This is a genomic window from Synechococcus sp. R55.3, assembly GCF_047461975.1.
Classification (GTDB): domain Bacteria; phylum Cyanobacteriota; class Cyanobacteriia; order Thermostichales; family Thermostichaceae; genus Thermostichus.
This window is the reverse complement of the sequence record NZ_JANSIG010000002.1, coordinates 59,527-80,611: the sequence shown is the minus strand read 5'-3', so window position 1 is coordinate 80,611 and position 21,085 is coordinate 59,527. Positions and strand designations below refer to the sequence as shown.

Genomic DNA, 21,085 nt, shown 5'->3' with positions numbered 1-21,085 from the left:
GTGTAGGTGCCCTCAGCTCTCCAGGAACTCCTGCACGGCTGTGCGAATAAAAGCTTCATCCTCGGGGTTTTGATGAGGATTACCGGCCCGGTGCCCCCAAATGGAGGGGATGATCTTGTAAACCGCGTTCGGGATCCATTCTGCCTCAGCCCGACAATCTTCTGGGGTGAAGTACAGATCCGTTTGGGCGGGCATCACCAATGTTTGGGCCTGAATTGCCCTTAAAGCTGCCCGATAATCTCCCCGGTGAATGGGGTTGTCGCTGATATCGCAGCGGATCCAAGTTTCGATCATCGATAGCAAATTCTGCGGATCCCGGCGGCGGTAATTGGCCTCCCAGCCTCGCTCTAGATAATCTTCGAGAGAGGCATACCCCAAGGATTCATAGCATTTTTGGTTGAAAAAAGGCTGGGAAACAGCCCAACTGGCGTAGATGTGGGCAAAAGCTCGCAGACCCCGCTCTGGGACACCCGTAAATCGACGACCGTTCCAGGCGGGATCGGCAGTTAGGGCTGAGCGCAAACTCTCCAGAAAAACCCGATTGTGAACTGTGGTCTTGGCGGTGCCACAGAGGGCTACGATCCGTTCCACCCGCTCAGGAAACAGGGATCCCCAGTGATAGGCTTGCTGAGCCCCCATCGACCAGCCGTAGATCAGGCGGATGCGTTCGATCCCAAAGTGTTGGCGAATCAGGCTCTCCTGCAGGCGCACATTGTCCCAGTGGCTAAACCAGAAGCCATCTTCCCGCAAGCCACAGGCTGGATCGTTGCTGGGGGAAGTGGAAAGGCCATTGCCCAGCATATTGGGAATGAGGATAAACCACCGCTGCGGGTTGAGGATGCCGTCGGGACGAATCAGCCACTCCAGGTCGGGATGCTGAGCCCCATAGGAGGTGGGGTAGAGGATCAGGTTGTCTTTTCGGGGGGAAAGAGTCCCGTAGGTGGCGTAGGCGAGCGTGATTTGGGGCAGTTGGATCCCGCACTGTAGCTGAAAATCGTTCAGGCTCCAGGTGTAGTGAGTCATGCCTGAAATTGTTCAATCACCTGACGATGAACCCGCACATACCCCTGCCCTAGATGAGCCAGATGGGGCTTGAGGTATTGATGGGCATCGGCCAAAGCATGAAATGGAATGGAGGGGTAAAGGTGATGCTCAGCATGGTAAGGCATATTCCACATCAAAAAGCGGATTGGCCAAAGGGTAAGGGTGGTACGGGTATTGGAGAAGGGATCCTCGGTTTGGCTACAGCCTGTGTGCTCTGCCAGCAAAATGAAGCGCAAGATCGGCTGCCCTACCGCCAAAGGCAACAGCCACAGCCACACTATCCAGGGATCCCCCAGCAGAAAGGAGAGCAAGCTCCCAAGGCCATAGATCCCTAGCTGCAACCGCACCGAACGAATGACCTCTTGGCGGGCCGATTCAGGAATGTAGGGATAGCCTTGCAACTGGCCGCTGGCTATGCGGATGTAGGTCTTCACCTTGCCGATCCACCAAGTCAAGCCGCTCAGCTCGAGCAAATACTCCGGCCAGCTCTGGGGTTTGGGATCCTCCAGCTCCGGATCCTTGCCCGGAATCTGGGTATAGCGGTGGTGCCATTTGTGGTATCGGCGATAAAAAGTGCTGTTGTAAAACGAGAGCAAGCCCGCCACCCAGGCTACCCCGTCATTCAGTTTTCGGCTGGAAAAAGCGGTGCGGTGTACACATTCGTGCAAGGCAGCAAACATCGTCGCCAAACTGGCCCCGTAAACCACCAGCGCCGGCAGGGCAATCCAGCCATTGACACCTTTCTGGGTCACCCACAGGCTGCCACTCACCGCCATCACCGCCAAATGTCCCAAAAGCTGCCGGAGCCCGGCTGAATTGGAGCGGACATTCAGTTGTCTGAGGCGCTCGCTCGGGATCAACCGTTGCGGATCCGGCAAAATCGGTGTTGTCTCGACAGCCATGGCCTGTTCTTGTGAGCTACGAGAATGGATAGAAGTTATCCAATATCAAACCGAGGCCAGACCTTTCCGCCTGTGTCCAAGACAACAAAACCCTGGACCAAACTCCTAACCATGACTGCGGGGATCCGGCTGATTGGGGAGGATAGGCCCGCTCCGCTCCAGCGCAGACACTGGCCCGGCATTGGTCAACTGCAGGGGCTGTCCGGTTGCCAGAGCCAACACATTGGCCCGCAAAATCGGCGGCGGCTGTTCGCCAATCGCCGATCCCAGCACTTCTCCCTGCCGATCCAAAAACAGAAAATGAGGGATGCCGTTCACCCGGTAGCGGCTCAGCTCCGGCAGCCACTTGGGATTATCCACATTGAGCATGACAAAGTTGACTTGATCGGCAAATTCCTTTTTGAGATTGGCCAGGAGGGGCGCCATCGCTCGGCAGGTGGTGCACCAATCGGCGTAGAACTCCACCAAAGAAGGCTTGCCATTGGCCTGAGCTTGCTCCCAAGGTATGGCTTCTTGGGCTAGAGCCTCTAGGTTGCTGCCCGCCTGACGACCCTGGCTGGCCAAAAACAAACCCACCGCTAAGAGCACAGCTGCCGCGGCAACCAGCCCGTTGCGCAACCGTTTTGCCCAGTCTTCCTTCATCTTTCCTCACCTTGCCATCCGCTGGATCTGACCTCAGCCCTCGCCTTCACCGTTTTAGCATCCCACCCTGTCCCACCGGTTCCGGCCAGAACCGGGTCTATGCCATCCCACGATCTTGGGCCGGGATCCCGGCTGGAGAAGAGGGCCAGGTGAGCGATAATGGGTGCGGCGTTTGCACCGATGGCTCAGCGATGCGCATCTCCTTGAAGTGGCTGCGAGAACTGGTGGATTTCCAACTTTCACCTGAAGAACTGGGAGAGGCCCTCACCCTGGCGGGGTTTGAAGTGGAAGAGATCGAAGACCGCCGCACCTGGGCAGATGGGGTGGTTTTGGGCAGGATCCTGGCTGCCGAGCCTCACCCCAACGCCGACAAGCTGCAGGTTTGCCAGGTGGATTTGGGATCCAATCGGCCTGCCACCATTGTCTGTGGAGCCGCCAACGCCCGCCCTGGGATCCTGGTAGCAGTGGCCACGCCCGGCACCCATTTGCCCGCCCTCTCCCTCACCATTGCCAAAGCCGACAAGCGGGGGGTGATCTCGGAGGGCATGATCTGCTCTCTGGCAGAGCTGGGGCTGGAGAAATCTTCCGAAGGGATCCACGAATTCCCGCCCGACTTGGATCTGGAGGTTCATCCGCTTGGCTCTGATGTGCGCCCCCTTCTAGGCTTGGACGATGTGGTGCTGGATCTCACTTCCACCGCCAACCGGGCCGATGCCCTGAGCATGGTGGGGATCGCCCGCGAAGTGGCTGCCCTCACCCGCAACCCGCTGCGCCTGCCCCCCGTCCAGCCTCTTCAGGCCAAGCCCATCCCCAACTTTCAGTTGCGCATTGCCGACGCCAAAGCCTGCCCCGCCTACAGTGGCGTGTTGATCGAAGGGGTGAAAGTCGGCCCTTCCCCCGACTGGCTAAAACACCGACTGGCCGCTGCCGGCATGCGATCCATCAACAATGTAGTGGATATTACCAATCTGATCCTGCTGGAATGGGGCCAGCCTTTGCACGCCTTCGACTGGGATCGCCTGCTCCAGGTCATGGGCAAGAAAAAACCCACCATCGAGGTGCGCTTGGCCCAGCCGGGAGAAACCTTAAAGACCTTGGACGGCCAAACCCGCACCTTGCAAGCCGACAGTCATCTCATTGTGGCCGGCAGCCAACCGGTAGCTCTGGCCGGGGTCATGGGAGGGGAAGAAACCGAGGTCGGCTCGACCACCACTCGCATTTTCTTGGAAGCAGCCCTATTCGATCCAGCGGTGACGCGGCGCTCGGCCCGGTCTCAAGGTCTGCGCACCGAGGCTTCCACCCGCTATGAGCGAGGGGTTAACTTTGCCACCCTCGATCAGGCCCGAGATCGGGCGGTGCAGTTGATCCTGGAACTGGCAGGGGGAGCAGTAACCGGCCTTACCACCTTTGACCGGCGGCCCCCCCTGGAACGCAGCCTGAAATTGCGGCTGTCGCGGCTGATCGATGTGTTGGGGGACGAGGTGCAGGCGGCGGATGTGGAAGAGATCCTGTCTGCCTTGGGCTTTCAGCTCTCCCGTTGCGAAGAGGCCAGTTCCCAGGATGCTCTCTCCCCCGCTACAGAAACGGCAACTGTGGCCCGCTGCGTCTGGCAGGTCGTCGTTCCCCCCTATCGCCTGCGGGACATTGAGCGGGAGATCGACCTCATCGAGGAGTTTGCCCGTCTCTACGGCTATGACCGCTTCTCGGAAACCCTGCCCACCGAGCCGCAGGTGGGATCCCTTTCGGCGCGGGAAACATTCACCCGCCAGATCCGAGAAGTGCTGCGCGGCATTGGCCTGACAGAGGTATATCACATCTCTCTCTGCCCAGCGGAGGAGGATGGATCTTTGGTGAGGATCGCCAATCCACTTTCGCCTGAATATTCAGCCGTGCGCAATGCGCTACTTCCCGGCCTGGTGGAGGCCTTCCGCTTCAACTGGGATCAAGGCAACGGCCCGCTCCAAGCCTTTGAAATCGGTCGTGTTTTTGCCCATGCCCTTCCCCCCAACCCCCACCCTTACCGGGAAGCTGAGCATATCGGCGGTATCTTGGGCGGGGATCCCAATCCCCACGATTGGCAGCACCGCAACCGACCCATGGACTGGTTCGAGGCCAAGGGGCTGCTGGTCTCCGCTCTGGAGCGGCTGGGATTTGGCCCGGAGTTTCGTCTGGATCCCCCTGAAGAGCAATCGTCCCTGCTTCACCCCGGTCGCCAGGCCAGTTTGTGGATTGAGGGATCCCGCATCGGTTTGTTCGGGCAACTGCACCCCCGCCTCTGTCAGGAAAAGGGGCTGCCAGATCAGGTCTATGGGTTTGAGCTGCAGTTGGATCCCTTGCTGGAAAGCCTGGAGAGACGGGGCATTGTGCAATTTGTCCCCTTTTCGCCCTTTCCTGCTGCCGATCGGGATATCGCCTTCTTTGCGCCACTCGACCTTGCCGTTGGTGAGATCGAGAAGGTTATCCGTCGAGCGGGCGGAGAACTTCTCCAATCGGTGCAGCTTTTCGACGAGTACCGTGGTCAAGGCGTACCTGCAGGGCAGCGCAGCCTTGCCTTCCGCCTGGTGTACCGTGCTCCCGATCGCACCCTCACGGATGCGGAGGTAGAAGCTCTGCAAAACCAGGTGAGGGCGCAGTTGACAACACAATTTCCGGTTACCTTGCGCAGCTAGCCGACCACTTTACCCCAGCCGCGGCGGGCTGCCCTTCTCTGGCAGCATCTTCATCAGCAGTTTGGCCCGGCGTTGCTTGCTTCTGTGCCGGACGAATGGCTAGGACGGTTGGTGGGGGTGTCGGGAGATCTGATCCAACGTTGCCGTCGAGAAATGAGGATCCCCGCTGGCGCTTTGGGCTGCGGAGAGCAGAATTGAGACGGGGGGAGCCTCGGAGAGAAACTCGAGCGCTTGTCTCGCCAAAAGACAGGCTGCTGCCGCCTCAACCCCAGCAAAAGGACAGCAAAACACTTGGTCAAAGGAATTGGTGGCTTTCAGGCTGCAGCACGATCTCGCTCGGTACAGCACCGGCGGGCGCTGTGAGGGCAAAGTGGATGGCTTCCGCAGCCGTGGCAGGGCTGAGCATCTTGTCTCGCTGCACCTTCAGGCTGATGGGATCCCAGAAGGGTGAGTCGATGCCCCCGAAGTAAAACAGCGTAAATCTGACTCCAAAGCGCTTCAGCTCATCGGCCATGCACTTGCTAAACCCGACCACCCCAAACTTGGCCGCACAGTAAGCAGAGGCCATCGCCATGGGATGACGTCCAAGGACGCCGGGGAAATTGAGGATGTGGCCGGATTTTTGCTCCCGCATGGGGTTGGCAGCCAGTTGGCTGGTGTAGAAGCTGCCCTTCAGGTTGACCGCTATCATCCGCTCTAGGTCTGCGGGGGTTAGTTGCGGAGCAGGTTTCAGGATCCCGGCCCCGGCCAGGTTGATCAGCACGTCAATGCGCCCATGCGTTTGCACCGTTTGGTTGACCAGTGCCTCTACCTGGGCATAGTCTGTCACATCGGTAGGGATCCCCACTCCAGAGGCAGCCCCCAGAGAGAGCGATTTCTCCACCAGAGTTCGCAGAGGCTCCTCTCGCCGAGCGGCCAAGACCAGATGGGATCCAGCCTGAGCCAGCATGGGCACCAGGACGCTGCCGATACCCCCTGTTGCCCCTGTGATCAAAATAACTGCCTGCGATAGCGGAGAAGACACGTTACGTTTCTTAAACTCTTTTTCCCATCATACACAGGGATCCCGACAAGCCAGTCACAGCCCCACTGGATCCCTCGACAGAGGTCATCTGAGCGGTGGAGAAGACAGGAAAGGCTGGCACAGCCACAACCCACTGAACCCCAAAGTCAGCAGAGTGAGGGGCAGGCCAAAGCGCAGATGTTCTCCAAACGAGAGCACATAGCCTTTTTTGGCCGCTGCCTCAACCGTGATCAGATTGGCCACCGCCCCAAATAGAGTCAAATTGCCCGCCAAAGTGGAGCCGGCAGCCAGCAACAACCAAGCGGTAGTCTCCTGTCGGGGCAGGAACGATTGCAGCAACAGCACCGCCGGCACATTGGAGATGAGGTTGGATAAAACGGCCACACTACTCAGCAGGGCAAGAGGGGATCCCGCCAGACTCTCTGCCAAGGATCCCAAGCCCATCCCCCAAACAGTGACCAGCTCTCGCGTTGCCCGCGTCAGGATAAATAGCCCGGAAAACATCACCAGCAGATTCCAGTCCACCTGCTCCAAAAATCGCTCTGGCTTCAGCCTACGGGTAATCAACAACAGGGCTGCCGCCACCAAGGCCGATTCTGCCAAGGGAAGTCCGGCTACAAAGGCCACAAACAGCCCCCCCGTAATCACCACGCTCTTGCGCAACAGGGGCGGATAGAGCCGCAGCGGTAGCCAAGGCACCTGGGCAAAGGGTTTCAACGAGCGCACCTCAGGGTAGTACAACCACAGCAACCCCACTTCCAGCAGCAGCCCTACCACGGCAATGGGGGTCATCTGGGCAGCAAACTCCAGGTAGCCGATCCCAGAGAAGGAGCCGATCAGGATATTCTGCGGGTTGCCGCTCAGGGTGGCGACGGATCCCAGGTTGGTGGCTGCCGCCAAGCCCAGCAGATAGGGAATCGGGTTTAACCCCAGCACCGTTGTGACCTGCAAAGTCAGGGGAGTAAACACCAGCGCCAGCGTGTCGTTGAGCAGGAAAGCCGAGAGCAGCCCGCTGCCGAACACCAGCATGATCAACAGACCAAAGGGGCTGCGGCTCACCCGAATCAAGCCCAGCAAAGCCAACTGAAAAGCCCCCCCATAGGACAAGCTGGCATTTACCACCATCATGCTCAGGAGAAACACAATCGTGGTCGGGTCAATGGCTTCCCAAGCCTGCCGTAGCGACAAGGTCCCCAAGCCAATCAACAGGGCGGATCCCACCAGGGCGATGGTGGCCCGGTTCATACGCAACCTAGGCAGGGATCCCAGTCCCAGCCCGACATAGCTCAAACCCAACACCAACCAAGACAGCCCCTGCACCCCCCGATCCCTCCCGCACTTCTTTCAGGATCCCTGATGGGTTCAGCCAATGGCAAAGGCTGGAGTTGAAACAGGCCCAACATTCCCGATACTCAATAAGTCACAAGAACCAATCACGGTCAGGAATCTTTCGAGACAGTCCAACAGCTCCGCTGGGCCAGCGCGTTCGCCTCGGCAAGCTGCAGGCTGAGCAGAGGTGGGGAGAATATCCAAGGTTCGGCCATCGTTCGTAGGATAATGGGAGCCCGTAGGCACTAACCCGCAAACATTGAGTTACCCGCCGTTCACTGAGGAGTTGTCCCCTTGGTCAAAGAACGAGTAGAGGTGATCGTCCCGGCCACCACCGCCAATTTGGGGCCAGGGTTCGACTGCATCGGTGCAGCCCTAGAGCTCTACAATCACTTCTATTTTCGCGAGATCCCTTCTGGCCTCAGCATCCACTACCGCGGCAGCGACCACATTAGCCAGAGCAAGGACAACCTGGTGTACCGGGCTTTTTGCCGCGCCTTTGAGCTGCTGAGTAAGCCTGTGCCGGGGGTAGAAATCGAAATCACCCTCAACGTGCCGCTGGCGCGGGGGTTGGGCAGTTCTGCTACCGCCATTGTCGGCGGCTTGCTGGGGGCCAATGCCATTGGGGCGCTTAACTTAGCTCCCGAAACCCTCCTACAACTGGCCATTGCCCTAGAAGGCCATCCAGACAATGTGGTGCCCGCCCTGCAGGGCAGTTGTCAGCTTTGTGTGCAGGGACAGCAGGGGCAGTGGGTGTTCTGTCCGGTGGAGTGGCATGAGAGCATTGGCATCCTGGCTGTGGTGCCCAACTTTAAGCTTTCCACCCAAGCGGCCCGCGAGATCCTGCCCAAATCCGTCAGCTTGGCGGATGCAGTTTTTTCCAGCAGCCATCTGGGCCTACTCATCCGCAGCCTGCAGTCGGGGCGGGTGGACTGGCTGAAGGTGGCCCTGCAGGATCGGCTGCACCAGCCGGCGCGTATGGAGCTGATCACCGGGTTCAAAACGGTTCAAGCTGCAGCCATGGCTGCCGGAGCCTATGGAGTGGTGATCAGCGGAGCCGGGCCTACCCTTTTGGCCCTCTGTGCTCCCGAGAATCGGGAACGGGTGGGATCCGCGATGGTCAGCGCTTGGGCGCAGTTGGATATTGAAGCAGAGGCCAAACTGCTCAATCTGGATCGGCAGGGGGGGCGGGTGGTGATCCACTCCCAGCAATCTGGATAGGAAACTTCCTGTCCAATCGGGGAGCTACCCTGCTGCCGGGAAGCCGTCTTGCAGCAGCAACACCAAAGGCGGAAGAAATAGCCAAGCCGCCACCATCAAGGATGCCGCTGCCGCCATCAACACGGCTGCTGCCGCGCAATCTTTGGCGATCTCGGCCAAGAGGTGATACTTGCTGCCCAGGGTGAGATCCACCACCGCTTCCAGAGCGGTATTGACCAGCTCAAGCGCCATCACCAAGCCGCTGGTCAGGCTGATCAGGGCCATTTCCACAGCGCTCAGCCGCAGGCCCAGCCCAAGGCCAAAGGCTATCACCGCCACCGCCATGTGGATGCGGAAGTTGCGCTGAGTGCAGATGGCATAGACCAAGCCCTTGCCCGCGTAGTAAAAACTTTTGCCCAGGTTGTCAGCCACTTGCCAAGAGGGGGGGCGTCGCCAGGGATCCATCCCCGAAGGCTCGGCAGTTGCTGCGGGATCGGCCTCAGAGATAGGCGCTGGGTCTACACCGGTGGGCCCGGAATGGACGCGCCGCCGGAACACCGCCAGGCGAGAACGCTCCGGCAACCGACTAGGGCTGTTGGCCATGGGCCACCTCCCCATCCAGTTGGATGGCTGCGAGCAACTGTCGCTGTTGCTGCAACATGCGCTGCAGGGACAGTTCATCCGGGTGATCCCACCCCAGCAGATGGAGCAACCCGTGGCTGGCCAACCAGGCCAACTCTTGCGAAAGACGATGCCCCTGCGCCTTGGCTTGTGCGCGGGCGGTGGGCACCGAAATCACAATATCCCCCAGCAGGCGTACCCCCGTTACGTCTTGGATCTCAAAGGGGGCAAACATCTCCTGCGCGGCAAAGGCCAACACATCGGTGGGCTCGTCGAGATGGCGAAACTCGCGGTTGAGCTGGCGGATGTGTTCATCGGAAGTGAGGCAAAGGCTGAGCTCGCATGGCTCCTGTACTCCCAGCTCTTTCAGCCAGATCTCGAACCAATGACGCCAAGTGGCTTCTTCAATCGGGCTTGGGATGTTGAATTGCAGATAGAGATCTAATAAAAATCCATCCATGCGGGCCTCACTCACACCACGCCCCTTATTCTACTGGTTTGCCCAGATTGGGCCAGGTTTTGCTTCTTTGCTCTGCCAGCTGTTTCAGCGCCTGTCGTAGTCGATTCTCCAGCTCATGGCAGCCCGAATGCAAATCCTCTGGCGGGAACAGATCTCCGGCAACGCCGACCGCCCAGGCCCCTGTTTGCAGGTATTCCGCTGCCCCGGCCAAGGTGACTCCCCCTGTGGGGATCAACGGCAGGGATCCCAGCACCGATTGTAGATGGCGCAGGTAGCGGGATCCCCCCATGCTCTCCACCGGAAACACCTTCACTGCCGTTGCCCCCGCCTGCCACGCCCTCCAGATCTCGCCGGGGGTGAGGGCACCGGGCACGATGGGCAGCCCTACTTCCCGACCCCAACGGATGACTTGCTCATCGGTGAAGGGGCAAACGCAAAACTGGGCTCCTGCCTGCCAAGCCTGCTCCGCCATCTGTCGATTGAGAACAGTGCCCACCCCTATCCAACACTGCGGGTGGTCTTGCCGCAGTTGGGCAATCAACTCCAGGTATTGGGGAACTTGCGTGGTGATTTCAATGTGGCGGATCCCGGCCCGGATGGCCAGCATGGATCCCTCTAGGGCCTGGGCTGGGCTGGCACAGAGGCGGATCACGGCAATCAGCGGCTGCTGCCACAGATGGAGTAACCAGGGGTGCTGTGACCCTTTTCTGAAACTGCACTCAGCATCCTCGAATGCCATCTGTAGGAAAATACCCGCTCAGTGTTTTGCAGTTGCTTGGGTTTAGCTTAAGTTTAATTGCAATCCAAAAACGAAAAAGTCAGCCTGCCAATGAAATAATGACAAACCATAAAGCCTAAACGTCTTTTCTTTCAAGGGAAAGCCTAGCAGATGACTCAGGAACAAGCAAAGCCGGTGTTTTATAGGGGCAACTGTTTGCGCGTTCGTGGCCTTTGCCGGAGTGTTTGCTTTTCCCAGCTTTTCACGGCGTTGCTGGTTCCTGCTCTGGCCTTGTTGTCTCCCTAACCGGTGCTGAACTCAGCAGAGAAGAGGAGGAAGATTCCTCAAACCAAAGGTGCCGCAAGGTATCCCGTCTGTATGAGGCAACTTTTTGGTTGGCCTTCTAAGCGTGAGGTTTGCCAGCAGGTGAGCGGCCAGTTTATCGTCATTTCCTAGTTTTTCTAGTCCGTTGAGGTTGCTGCCGCTTGAGTTGCATGCCGTCAGGCCTGTGGGATCCGGAGGTGGAGTCGCTACTGTCTGGCTCTTCTGTTGCTGTTCGGAGTAGCCCTAAATAGCCAGCTCAGGCCCGATTCAGATCCGTGGGGATCTTTGTATCCTTAGGGTCGATGGGTCAGTCGCAGAGGGTGTGAGGAGTGACGAGTCTGAGTCGTGGGGCACGCAGACTGAAAGTGTGGGTGATGCTTGGATTGCTCACCCTCTTGCTGTTGGGGGGACTGGGGGGGGTTGCCCCGTCTCAGGCGCAGAATGTCAACCAATTGCAACAGCGGCAGCAGCAGATCCAGCAACAAATCCAGAGCACTCAGCGCCGCTTGGGAGAACTGCGCCAAGCAGAAGAAGAAGCCCGCCGCCGCATGGGATCCCTGCAGCAAAACATTCGACAGACCGAATCCAGCCTTCGCGACAATCAGTATCGTCTGGAACAAGCCCAGAAAGCCCTGGAGCAAGCTCAAAAGGAGCTACAGGAGCTGGAAGACCGCCTGAGACGGCAGCAACAGGGCACGGCTGCCCGTTTGCGCTACATGCAGCGACAGGGGGCCGAACATTGGTGGGCTTTGCTGCTCACCAGCCGTGACTTGAACGAGTTTTTCGACCGCCGCCACCAACTGCAACTGTTGATCGAGGCGGATCGGCAGTTGATCCAAGAGCTGCAAGCAATGGCCAAAGAGGTGGATCAACAGCGCATTGCCCTGGAGATGCAGCGCAACGAGATTTCCTTGATTTTGCAGGAGCTGGCCGCCCAGAAGAATCAACTGCAGCAGCAGGCTGCCGCCCAAGAGCAACTGGTGGGCCGCTTGGCCAACGAACGCGCGGCCTATGAAGCAGCCCAACGGCGGTTGGAAGCCGATTCTCGACAGCTCACCAGTCTGATCCAGCAACTGATCGCCCAGCAGGCCCAACAGCAAGGGGGCAGGGATCCCGTTCAAGGGACAGGCCGATTCATTGCTCCGGTGCGCGGGCCGATCACCAGCGGCTTTGGCTGGCGGGTTCACCCCCTCTACCGCAGTCGCCGCTTTCATGCGGGGATCGATTTTGGTGTGCCCACCGGCACCGCAGTCAGAGCTTCAGACCGGGGCACCGTCATCTACGCCGGTTGGTACGGCGGCTACGGCTATACGGTGATTGTGAATCACGGCGGCGGCATCACCACCCTGTACGCCCACAACAGCCGCGTTGCCGTTGGGGTAGGCCAGCAGGTACAGCGGGGGCAAGTTGTTGCTGCTTCCGGCTCCACCGGCCTCTCCACCGGGCCCCATGTTCACTTTGAAGTGCGCGTCAACGGCCAACCGGTCGATCCCCGCCGCTACCTCTGAAGCAAAGCCTCCGCCGCCACCGGCCTCAGGGATCCCGCCTGCAATGTCCACCGCACATCGGCAATGGAGGACAGCTCCTCCGGGTCGTGAGAAACCACCAGCACCGTCCAGGTGGACTTCAGCCGGGCCAACAGCTCGATCAACTGCCGCCGCACCGACCAATCCAATCCTGCCGTCGGCTCATCCAGCAACAGCAAAAACGGGCCACGGATCAACTGGACGGCCAGGGCCAAGCGCCGCTGTTGCCCGCCGCTGAGGCGGTTTGGGGAGGTATGTAGAGGGATCCCTTCCAATCCCACCTGTCTGAGGGCGTTTTCGATCTCTTTTCTCTGTAGCTCTGGATAACCAAAGCGCATTTCCTCCAGCACCGTCAAGCCGCAAAAGTGGCGCTCTGGAAACTGAAACACCAACCCCGCCATGCTGCGCAAGCGGTTGGGGGAAAGTTCTGCCCCTCCCCAGGTAATCCGTCCTTGGGTGGGCCGCGCCAAGCCAGCCAAAATCTCCAGCAGGGTGCTCTTGCCCGCCCCACTTTTGCCCACGATCAGCCCCAACTGGTTCAGGCCCAACTCAAAGGAGAGATCGTTGAGAATGGGCTGGGAGACGGCTGCCGGATGGTAGGAAAGATGCTGAACTTGCAACATGGGGGGCAAAAGAGGGGGATGCTGTCGTTATTTTGGCACCGGAAGATCCCCGCGCGACAGCTATGGCCCTTCTTCAGCGGGAAGGTCGAAGCTTGGGAAACACCTCTATCCGGAGGAGCAGATTAAGCTAGCCTGAAGGTAGGGTAAATTATCGCTCTGGTTATCCTGATGGCGCAGCCTTCTTCTGCAGATTCTCCTTCGGTTGGGGCGGGATCCCCCCCCCAGCTGAGTTACACCCGCCTGGCCATGCGCAACATGGTGCGCAAAGGCAAGACTTCCCTGCTTCACTTCACCCTGACAGCGGTGGGGTTGGTGGCCCTGCTGGTGGGGCTGGCCTACCTGTTTCACTGAGTTTTCACTGAGTTCCGCGAGAGTGTCCTGGCTATACCCTCTTGCAGTTGTTCCTAGGGCGGGAAAGCCACACCCTGAAAGGTCTTTCTTGTTACACTCCATGTCGCTTCTTGAGCTTTTCCCAAGATTAGGTGTTAGGAAGGAACAAGCAGCAATGGCTCCCACGGTTCGAGCGTACGGCAATCCCGGCTGCTGAAACGCCAACCCTTGGCTTTTGGATTTTGGCCTATGCAGACTTCGCCAGATCTCACCTCCGCTCGTTCTGTCATTCGCCTGCTGTTGTTTGCCAAGAGTCGAGCTGTCGTTGCCGAACTTGAGGAACATCTGCGCCAGCACATCCAGGGGTTGCCCGGTCAATACCCTGCCCAACTGGAAGTGGTGCCACTGGAGGAGCACCCCTACCTAGCAGAGCATTACAAGCTGGTGGCGACTCCGGCTCTGGTCAAGGCTGAGCCCTTGCCTGCTCAGGTTTTGGCGGGCGGAGACTTGGCGACGCAGTTGGAAGTGTGGTGGCCCCGTTGGCAAGGCCAGGCGGCCTTGGCTTCCCATCAAGAAGGGGCAGGACAGGATCCCACCTCCCCTCCGACCACCGAGGCGCTGTTGCAAATGTCGGAAGAGGTGTTTTTGCTGCGGCAGGAGCGGGCCCAATTGCGGGAGCAGTTGGACTTCAAAGATCGCGTTCTGGCCATGCTGGTGCATGATTTGCGCAGCCCCCTGACGGCCACGGCTTTGGCGGTCGAAACCCTGCAACAGGGGCGCGAGGGATCCCTGGACAAAGCGCTGGAACGGCAGTTGTTCGACCACGCGCGCCAGCAACTGCGCAAGATGGACAGCATGATCACCGATATCCTGGAGTCGGCCCGTGGCGCTGCCTCGGAGCTGAGGATTCGAGCCGTAGAAACCCAGTTGCCCGGCTTGTGTCAGGCGGTGATCGAGGAGCTATGGCCGCGCATTCAAGGCAAGCGGCTGCAGTTTCAAGCGGATATTCCCGTGGATCTGCCCTCCGTCCATGTGGATCCCGACAAGATCCGCCAAGTTCTGTTCAACCTGCTGGACAACGCCATCAAGTACACCCCCGCCGGGGGATCCATCCGCCTCGATGTCCTCCATCGCACCAGCCAAAAGGTGCAGGTGACCGTCAGCGATACCGGCCCTGGGATCCCGGAAGCCGACCAAGAGAGCATCTTCTCCGATTCCGTCCGCCTGTCCCGGGATCAGCAGCAGGAGGGCTATGGCATCGGCCTTTCCCTCTGCCGACGGATTGTGCGTGCCCACTACGGCCAGATTTGGGTGGAGTCTTCCTTGGGCAAAGGCAGCAGCTTTCATTTCACTTTGCCTGTATATCGGCTCTGCAAGCGCTAGCCGAGAGCTGGCTCCCCAGTGGTGCAAGCCCTCAGAGACTGACGGTTTTCCAGCATCAAGGAGTTGCCAACAGCCGGCAGAATAGGCACGTACGGAGTCCTGGGTTTACTGCTCGCGCTGCGCGACGCTTCCGCGTTGGAGCGGTTCCGTCTTTCAGGTCTTTTGCGTTTGAATGGGTTAAGGATCCCTTGGCTTCTTCCTCTTCATCTTCATTCATCTACAGTAAAGTGCTTCTCGATGAGTGCTTCTGGGATGAGCCCCGTAGAGACGAGTCGTTGTGCCGCTGAGCTGCCCCTACTGCTGGCTCCGGCAGGGGATTGGGAGTGTGCCAAGGCGGCGGTGGAAAACGGGGCCGATGCCATCTATTTTGGGCTGGAGCGCTTCAACGCCCGGATGCGTGCCCGCAATTTTACGGAAGCGGATTTGCCGGAACTGATGGCCTGGCTGCACCGGCGGGGGGTACGGGGCTATGTTACTTTAAATACCCTGGTTTTTCCAAGGGAGCTGACGGAAGCCGAGGGATACCTCCGCTCGATGATCGCGGCGGGGGTGGATGCGGTGATTGTGCAGGATATCGGCATAGCCCGCCTGATCCGGCATCTTTCTCCCGACTTTCCCATCCACGCTTCTACGCAAATGACCATTACCAGCGGAGTGGGAGCGGAGTTTGCCGCCGAGCTGGGCTGTGAGGTGGTGGTGCTGGCGCGGGAATGTTCCCTGCGGGAAATCGCCCAGATCCGGGCCTATCTGGAAGAGAAGGGATCCCCTCTATCTCTGGAGGTCTTCGTGCATGGGGCGTTGTGTGTGGCCTACTCGGGGCAATGTCTGACCAGCGAGGCGCTGGGGGGGCGTTCGGCCAACCGAGGCGAATGTGCTCAAGCCTGCCGCATGCCCTATGAGCTGGTGGTAGATGGGATCCGCCGCGACTTAGGCGAAAAGCGGTATCTGCTCAGCCCTCAAGATTTGGCCGGGCTGGAGGTGCTGCCGGAGCTGGTGAAGCTGGGAATCCGCTGTCTGAAAATTGAGGGCCGACTGAAATCCCCAGAATATGTAGCCAATGTAACGCGGGTGTATCGGCAGGCGTTGGATGCGCTGGGAGCGGGGCAGCCGTGGCAGCCTTCGCAGCAGGAACGCTACGAGCTGGAGATGAGCTTTTCTCGCGGGCTTTATACGGGCTGGCTGCGGGGCATCAACAACCAGGAGCTGGTGCACGCGCGGTTTGGCAAGAAACGGGGGGTTTACCTGGGGCAGGTGGTGGGGATCCAACAGGATCAGGTGGTGATCCGGCTGGAGGCACCCCTCAAAGCCGGGGATGGCGTGGTGTTTGATCAGGGGCAGCCGGAGTTACCGGAGCAGGGGGGACGGGTTTACCGCGTGCAAGAGAAGCAGGGGCTGGCCTGGATCAGCTTTGGAGAGGGGGCCATTGACCTCAAACGTCTGCGGGTGGGGGATCGCCTCTGGAAGACCAGCGACCCGGAACTGGAAAAGCGCCTGCGCCAAAGCTACGCCGGGGATCACCCCCGCTTTCAGCGGCCTGTCCACATGGAGGTTCACGGCCAAGTGGGATCCCCGCTGACGCTGATCCTGCGGGATGAGCAAGGCCATACGGTGCAGGTGGATTCGCCGCTGCCCCTGGAAGCTGCCCACCGCCAACCCCTCACCACCGAAAAACTGCGACAGCAACTGGGCCGTTTGGGCTCCACTCCCTTCAAGTTGGGATCCCTGCACAATGCCTTGCAGGGGGAGGTAATGCTGCCGGTGAGCCTGCTCAACCAGATGCGCCGACAAGCGGTGGAACGCCTACAAGCTCTGCGAGCTCAGCCCCCGCGCTGGCAACTCAATCCCGAAGCTCGCTGGCAAGATCTGGTGCCTTCTCAGGAGGAGCCCGAAAGGGGATCCCCGCAGTTGGTGGTGTTGGTGCGGGATCCGGCGCAACTGCCGGCGGCGATAGCCAGCGGTATTAGGCAGATCTATCTGGAGTTTGAGGATCCCCGCCGCTATCGGGAGGTGATCCGCACAACCAAAGCCGCCCATCCCGAGGTGGAACTGTGGGTCGCTCCGCCCCGCATCACCAAGCCGGGAGAAACCTGGATCCTAAAGCAAGTGTTGGTCGGCGGAGCCGATGGCTACTTGGTGAGAAATTACGACCATCTCCGTTTCTTTGCCGGGCAGCGCTGCATTGGGGATTTTTCGTTAAATGTGGCCAATCCCATCACGGCCCACTATCTCAAAACCCGTTACAACCTGGAGCGCCTGACGGCTTCCTATGACCTCAACCACGAGCAACTGGGATCCCTGCTGCAAGCCGGCCCCGCCCATAGGTATGAGGTTACCCTTCATCAACATATGCCCCTGTTCCACATGGAGCACTGCGTCTTTTGCGCCTTTTTATCCAGCGGAACGGATTACACCAATTGTGGTCGCCCATGTGAAAAACACGAGGTGAAGCTGAGGGACAGAGCCAATGTCGAGCACATTTTGAAGGCCGATGCCGGCTGTCGGAATACCCTCTACAACGGCAAGGCCCAAACGGGGGCAGAATATGTGCCGAAATTATTGGCCTTGGGCCTGCGCTATCTGCGCATCGAATTTTTGCATGAATCCCCCGCCGAGATCCAACAAACCCTGCACCGCTATCAGCAACTCCTACAAGGTCAACTCAGCGGATCCCAACTGTGGCAGGAGCTGAAGCTACACAGCCAATTGGGGGTTACGCGCGGGTCTTTGGAGAGTTAACGGCTGCGCTGTCTTTCTCTAGGGCGCCGGCTCTGCAGCTGTGCTCCGACCGGAGCAATGCGAAAAACATTCCGGCAAAGTTGGCGTAAAATTTCCTCAGGGTATTGTTATTCCCAGGTGCTTCCCCAACCTCTTCTCAGCTTTTTCTCTATCCTCTGGTTGCCGTGAAACACACCCTCAGCGCCCTCGTGCAGGATCAGCCTGGCGTTTTAACCCGCATTGCGGGGATGTTTGCCCGTCGCGGCTTTAACATCGACAGCCTCACCGTTGGCCCCACCGAACGACCGGGGATCTCTCGCATCACCATGGTGGTGCAGGGAGATGAACACGATGTGGAGCAGATGACGAAGCAGCTCTACAAGCTCATCGACGTGCTGAAAGTTACCGATATCACCCATGTTCCCTGCGTGGAACGGGAGCTGATGCTGGTCAAGGTCAATGCCAGCCCCGATACCCGCTCCGCCATTATGGATGTGGCCCAAATGTTTCGCGCCCGGATTGTGGATGTGGCGGAGGAGTCTTTGACTCTCGAGGTAACCGGGGATCCCGGCAAAATGGTGGCCATCATCAAGATGTTGACCAGCTTTGGCATCCGCGAGATCGCCCGTACCGGCCTGGTGGCTCTCACCCGCGAGTCCGGCGTGAATACGGAATACCTGAAGCAACACCCCACCTTAGTTACCGTCTGATGGCCTCAGGGGAAGCGATGCCAAAACTGGGGTGGAGTTGTAGGGGATCGGTTCTGCGGGGCACGATTAGCCTTGTGGCTATTGTGCTGGTGGGGCTGCTGGCCGGCTGCGGCCCTAGACCGCCAAAGCCGATTGTGCAGCAGGCCCTTGCCTATCAGATCGCTCATGTGTCCGGGCCGGTGGGATCCTTGGTGGGCAGTGACCAGCTAGCAGCCCGCCTGCAATTGCAGGATGTGAAAATCCGCCAGGATCGCCGTGAACCCTTGCTGTTGGCCTCAGGAGAAACCCTGGAAGGCCATCACCTCAGCGGCACCTACACCCTAATCGTGCAGCCGCCGGGATCCCGCCGCCCCTATCGCCGCAAAGGGGATCCCTTCCAGCTCACCCTGGCCCACCAAAAGGCACAAACTGTTGCTACACAACGCTCGCCCGACCGCGTCAAAACCGTGCCCGAACGGTGGCTGCTGGCCTACAGCTCACCGGATTCCAAGACTTGGGAGGTCATCGACTTTCTGCCTCAGCCCGCACCGGCACCGGATTTGCCTCCTGCCGGGCCAGAACCTACACTGCCGGCAACTGCACCTGCTGCCGCCGACGTTGGCAGGACGGAGTCCGATGGAGCTCCCAGCCCTACCAATACTTCTACTCCCACCTGAAGCAGAGTTATGGGGATGTCCCAGCTCACCGCAGCAGAGCTGCCCCCCAGCCAAATAGCCCATCCACCAACAGGGTATTCAGCACTGCTCCCGCAAATGCCCAATGGTGCAAGCGGCGGGATCCCTGGACTCTCCACAATCCAACACCCAGCAACAGAAGGCCCAAGCCGATGCCCCAACCCAGGCCCCAGGGGGTAGCCATTTTGTCGAGGGCCGCCCTAAAAGGGACAACCGCCTGCTCCAACCGGTCAAACTGCATCGCCTGCCGCCACTCAGGCAGCAGCCCCACCGAGTGAATGTAGAGATCTGTAACCGCCGTACCCCACAGGGAGCCGAGATAAAACCAGGTACCGATGCGGGCAAACCGTCGCCGTGTCCCCCACCAGACAATCGGGATCCCCAAGGCTTCCATGGGCATGTGCCAAAGAGGCTCAAAGCGCAGCCATCCCCAATACAGGGATCCTGCCAGCCAAGTCAGGGTAAAGCCGTACAGCAAATCTCCCCACAGGCGGGTACGGGGCTGGGAGTAGAGATGCAAGCTAAGGCCCAGCCAGCCCAAAGACATCACCAAGCTGACCCAAGGGGCATACCGCACCAGGGGCGCTTGCACAAAAACGGGCAGACTCACGAGCAGAGCTGCCACTCCCCCAATGGCATGGTGGGATCGAAAACGCCTTTGAGCCGAGAGAGGGCGGGGATCCAGCCCGGCCAAACGCTCAGAGGACAGCAGAGGCTCATCTTGGAGAGGGGGTAAAAAAGGTGTAGAAGACAAAATGCAATATTAAAAACCTTTACATCAGTTAACATAGCACCTTCTTTGCCCTTCCCTCTTCTCCCCAGCAGGAGCGGGGAAGCCTTGGGGGCCTGGCATTCTCTCTCCAGAGATGTCAGGGTGGGAAGGAGGTGCTGGCCGGAGGAAACTGTATGGACTTGTTGTTGGCAGGAGACATCGGGGGCACCAAAACCAGCCTCAGCCTTGTCAATGCCGAGGATCCCGAGCACAGCCTTTACCACTGCCGCTATGCCAGCCAAGATTACGCCAACCTCGCCCCAATGGTGGGAGAGTTTCTGGCCCAGGCTCGGCGGGAGCTGGGGCGAGATCCACAGCCTGCTGCCGCCTGTTTTGCAGTGGCCGGCCCCGTCATGGAAACAAGGGGCTCAGGGTCTGAGGGACAGACTGCCAAAGTGACCAACTTGCCCTGGGATCTGCAGTCGAGCCAATTGGCCGCAGAGCTGGGGATCCCGCGCGTAGCCTTGATCAACGACTTCAGCGCGGTGGGGTATGGCGTGCTTGCCCTCGGCGACCAGGATCTGGACACCTTGCAAGTGGGTGAGCGTCAACCGCGGGCTCCGATTGGCGTGATGGGAGCAGGCACGGGTTTGGGGCAGGCTTACCTTACCTGGGGAGAAGGGGGTTACCAAGTTCATGCCAGCGAGGGAGGACACGTGGATTTTTCCCCGCGCACCCCTCTGGAGTGGGAGCTCTTGAGGTATTTGCAAAAACGGCACGGACGTGTCTCCACCGAGCGGGTGGTCTCAGGGCAGGGGATCGTTGCCATTTATCAATTTTTGCGGGATAGCCAGTGGGGCTCAGGAGAAGAACAGCTGCTGGCCCAAATTGAGGCTTGGGAAAAGGGAGCTAAGCATATTGACCCGGCAGCCCAAATTGCCAATGCTGCTATGGAAGCACGGGATCCCCTGGCGGTGGAGTGTCTGCGGCTTTTCATCAGCCTGTACGGGGCTGCAGTCGGGAACTTTGCCCTACACCTATTGCCGCGCGGGGGCCTGTTCATCGCTGGGGGGATCGCGCCCAAGCTCTTGCGCCTACTGCATCAAGGGGAGTTTTTGTCCTCGTTTTTGGATAAGGGGCGGATGCGTCCTCTTCTGGAGCAACTGTCGGTGCAGGTGGTGGTGAATGCGCAGGTGGGGCTGAGGGGAGCTGCTCGCTACGCCGCCAACCTTTTGTGAAGGAGCAGCCGCTGCTGTTGAGGTTGCCACCCCTGGAACACCCCATCCAGCAGGTGATGGCAGCGACCCCAACGGATGCTGGAATCGTGCTGGAAAATCTCGCCCAGCCGTCCTTTGCCCCAGACTCCATCTTGAGCCAGCAGATGGGGCAAGATGGGATTGCGCCTTTGCTGGGCTGGATTGGCAGACCCCACACCGGAAAGCACTCTGCCTGTGGCTCCGCCATCCAACTGACAATGAT

General features: G+C 59.4%; 20 protein-coding genes. 9 read left to right on the top strand and 11 right to left on the bottom strand.

What is annotated here, in order from left to right; translation table 11 throughout:
• Positions 1–12: 12 nt before the first annotated feature.
• From NW849_RS00790 to NW849_RS00780, 3 genes are all read right to left on the bottom strand, one after another.
• A complete protein-coding gene (locus tag NW849_RS00790; protein WP_011434449.1) occupies positions 13–1,023 on the bottom strand; it encodes an alpha/beta fold hydrolase in 1,011 nt (336 codons plus the stop codon).
• On the bottom strand, positions 1,020–1,946 hold the full coding sequence (locus tag NW849_RS00785; protein ID WP_414355497.1) for a fatty acid desaturase family protein: 927 nt from the start codon (positions 1,944–1,946) through the stop codon (positions 1,020–1,022). The genes NW849_RS00790 and NW849_RS00785 overlap by 4 nt, the downstream gene beginning before the upstream one ends.
• A gap of 105 nt (positions 1,947–2,051) precedes the next feature.
• Positions 2,052–2,588 carry a thioredoxin domain-containing protein gene (locus tag NW849_RS00780; RefSeq protein WP_414355496.1) on the bottom strand — a complete coding sequence of 179 codons (537 nt, stop codon included), beginning with the start codon at positions 2,586–2,588 and terminating at the stop codon, positions 2,052–2,054.
• A gap of 191 nt (positions 2,589–2,779) precedes the next feature.
• Here NW849_RS00780 and pheT point away from each other — a divergent pair, with 191 nt between their 5' ends.
• On the top strand, positions 2,780–5,257 hold the full coding sequence (pheT, locus tag NW849_RS00775; protein WP_414355512.1) for a phenylalanine--tRNA ligase subunit beta: 2,478 nt from the start codon (positions 2,780–2,782) through the stop codon (positions 5,255–5,257).
• A 295-nt stretch (positions 5,258–5,552) separates the two neighbouring features.
• On the opposite strand, the gene NW849_RS00770 is transcribed toward pheT, so the two are convergent.
• Together NW849_RS00770 and NW849_RS00765 are read right to left on the bottom strand one after the other, a co-directional pair.
• Positions 5,553–6,281, bottom strand: coding sequence for an SDR family oxidoreductase (locus tag NW849_RS00770; RefSeq protein ID WP_414355495.1), 729 nt, complete (start codon positions 6,279–6,281; stop codon positions 5,553–5,555).
• An 84-nt stretch (positions 6,282–6,365) separates the two neighbouring features.
• A complete protein-coding gene (locus NW849_RS00765; RefSeq protein ID WP_414355494.1) occupies positions 6,366–7,601 on the bottom strand; it encodes an anion transporter in 1,236 nt (411 codons plus the stop codon).
• A 303-nt stretch (positions 7,602–7,904) separates the two neighbouring features.
• On the opposite strand from NW849_RS00765, the gene thrB reads away from it, so the two are divergent.
• Positions 7,905–8,831, top strand: a complete 927-nt coding sequence (gene thrB / locus NW849_RS00760) for a homoserine kinase (RefSeq protein WP_414355493.1) — start codon at positions 7,905–7,907, stop codon at positions 8,829–8,831.
• Positions 8,832–8,855: 24 nt separating this feature from the next.
• On the opposite strand, the gene NW849_RS00755 is transcribed toward thrB, so the two are convergent.
• Genes NW849_RS00755 through eda form a run of 3 tightly spaced genes read right to left on the bottom strand, consistent with a single transcriptional unit; the run spans position 8,856 to position 10,630 of the window.
• A complete protein-coding gene (locus NW849_RS00755) occupies positions 8,856–9,413 on the bottom strand; it encodes a diacylglycerol kinase family protein (RefSeq protein WP_414355492.1) in 558 nt (185 codons plus the stop codon).
• Complete coding sequence (gene ybeY / locus NW849_RS00750; protein ID WP_414355491.1) at positions 9,397–9,891, bottom strand: rRNA maturation RNase YbeY; 495 nt, start codon at positions 9,889–9,891, stop codon at positions 9,397–9,399. The genes NW849_RS00755 and ybeY overlap by 17 nt, the downstream gene beginning before the upstream one ends.
• A 25-nt stretch (positions 9,892–9,916) precedes the next feature.
• Positions 9,917–10,630, bottom strand: a complete 714-nt coding sequence (gene eda / locus NW849_RS00745; protein WP_414355490.1) for a bifunctional 4-hydroxy-2-oxoglutarate aldolase/2-dehydro-3-deoxy-phosphogluconate aldolase — start codon at positions 10,628–10,630, stop codon at positions 9,917–9,919.
• Between the two features lie 677 nt (positions 10,631–11,307).
• Here eda and NW849_RS00740 point away from each other — a divergent pair.
• Positions 11,308–12,441, top strand: a complete 1,134-nt coding sequence (locus tag NW849_RS00740; protein WP_414355489.1) for a murein hydrolase activator EnvC family protein — start codon at positions 11,308–11,310, stop codon at positions 12,439–12,441.
• Here the strand turns inward: NW849_RS00740 and NW849_RS00735 are convergent.
• Positions 12,432–13,082, bottom strand: a complete 651-nt coding sequence (locus NW849_RS00735) for an ABC transporter ATP-binding protein (protein WP_414355511.1) — start codon at positions 13,080–13,082, stop codon at positions 12,432–12,434. The two genes, NW849_RS00740 and NW849_RS00735, sit on opposite strands and share 10 nt — an antisense overlap.
• A gap of 168 nt (positions 13,083–13,250) precedes the next feature.
• Here NW849_RS00735 and NW849_RS00730 point away from each other — a divergent pair, with 168 nt between their 5' ends.
• The 5 genes from NW849_RS00730 to NW849_RS00710 all read left to right on the top strand — a co-directional run bounded on the left by NW849_RS00730 (position 13,251) and on the right by NW849_RS00710 (position 18,876).
• On the top strand, positions 13,251–13,433 hold the full coding sequence (locus NW849_RS00730; protein WP_414352125.1) for a DUF3285 domain-containing protein: 183 nt from the start codon (positions 13,251–13,253) through the stop codon (positions 13,431–13,433).
• A 228-nt stretch (positions 13,434–13,661) separates the two neighbouring features.
• Positions 13,662–14,795: a histidine kinase gene (locus NW849_RS00725; protein ID WP_414355488.1), complete on the top strand. Its 1,134-nt coding sequence runs from the start codon at positions 13,662–13,664 to the stop codon at positions 14,793–14,795.
• A 237-nt stretch (positions 14,796–15,032) separates the two neighbouring features.
• Entirely contained in the window at positions 15,033–17,531 is a 2,499-nt protein-coding gene (locus tag NW849_RS00720; RefSeq protein ID WP_414355487.1) for a DUF3656 domain-containing U32 family peptidase, read from the top strand.
• A 164-nt stretch (positions 17,532–17,695) separates the two neighbouring features.
• Positions 17,696–18,220, top strand: a complete 525-nt coding sequence (gene ilvN, locus NW849_RS00715; RefSeq protein ID WP_011432604.1) for an acetolactate synthase small subunit — start codon at positions 17,696–17,698, stop codon at positions 18,218–18,220.
• Between the two features lie 74 nt (positions 18,221–18,294).
• Entirely contained in the window at positions 18,295–18,876 is a 582-nt protein-coding gene (locus NW849_RS00710; protein ID WP_414355486.1) for a hypothetical protein, read from the top strand.
• 25 nt (positions 18,877–18,901) lie between these two features.
• Here NW849_RS00710 and NW849_RS00705 read toward each other — a convergent pair whose 3' ends face one another.
• Positions 18,902–19,648 carry a DUF3120 domain-containing protein gene (locus tag NW849_RS00705; RefSeq protein ID WP_414329009.1) on the bottom strand — a complete coding sequence of 249 codons (747 nt, stop codon included), beginning with the start codon at positions 19,646–19,648 and terminating at the stop codon, positions 18,902–18,904.
• A 152-nt stretch (positions 19,649–19,800) separates the two neighbouring features.
• On the opposite strand from NW849_RS00705, the gene NW849_RS00700 reads away from it, so the two are divergent.
• Positions 19,801–20,844, top strand: a complete 1,044-nt coding sequence (locus NW849_RS00700) for a glucokinase (protein ID WP_011432607.1) — start codon at positions 19,801–19,803, stop codon at positions 20,842–20,844.
• Here the strand turns inward: NW849_RS00700 and NW849_RS00695 are convergent.
• Entirely contained in the window at positions 20,823–21,038 is a 216-nt protein-coding gene (locus tag NW849_RS00695; RefSeq protein WP_414355485.1) for a hypothetical protein, read from the bottom strand. The genes NW849_RS00700 and NW849_RS00695 overlap by 22 nt on opposite strands.
• Positions 21,039–21,085: the final 47 nt, after the last annotated feature.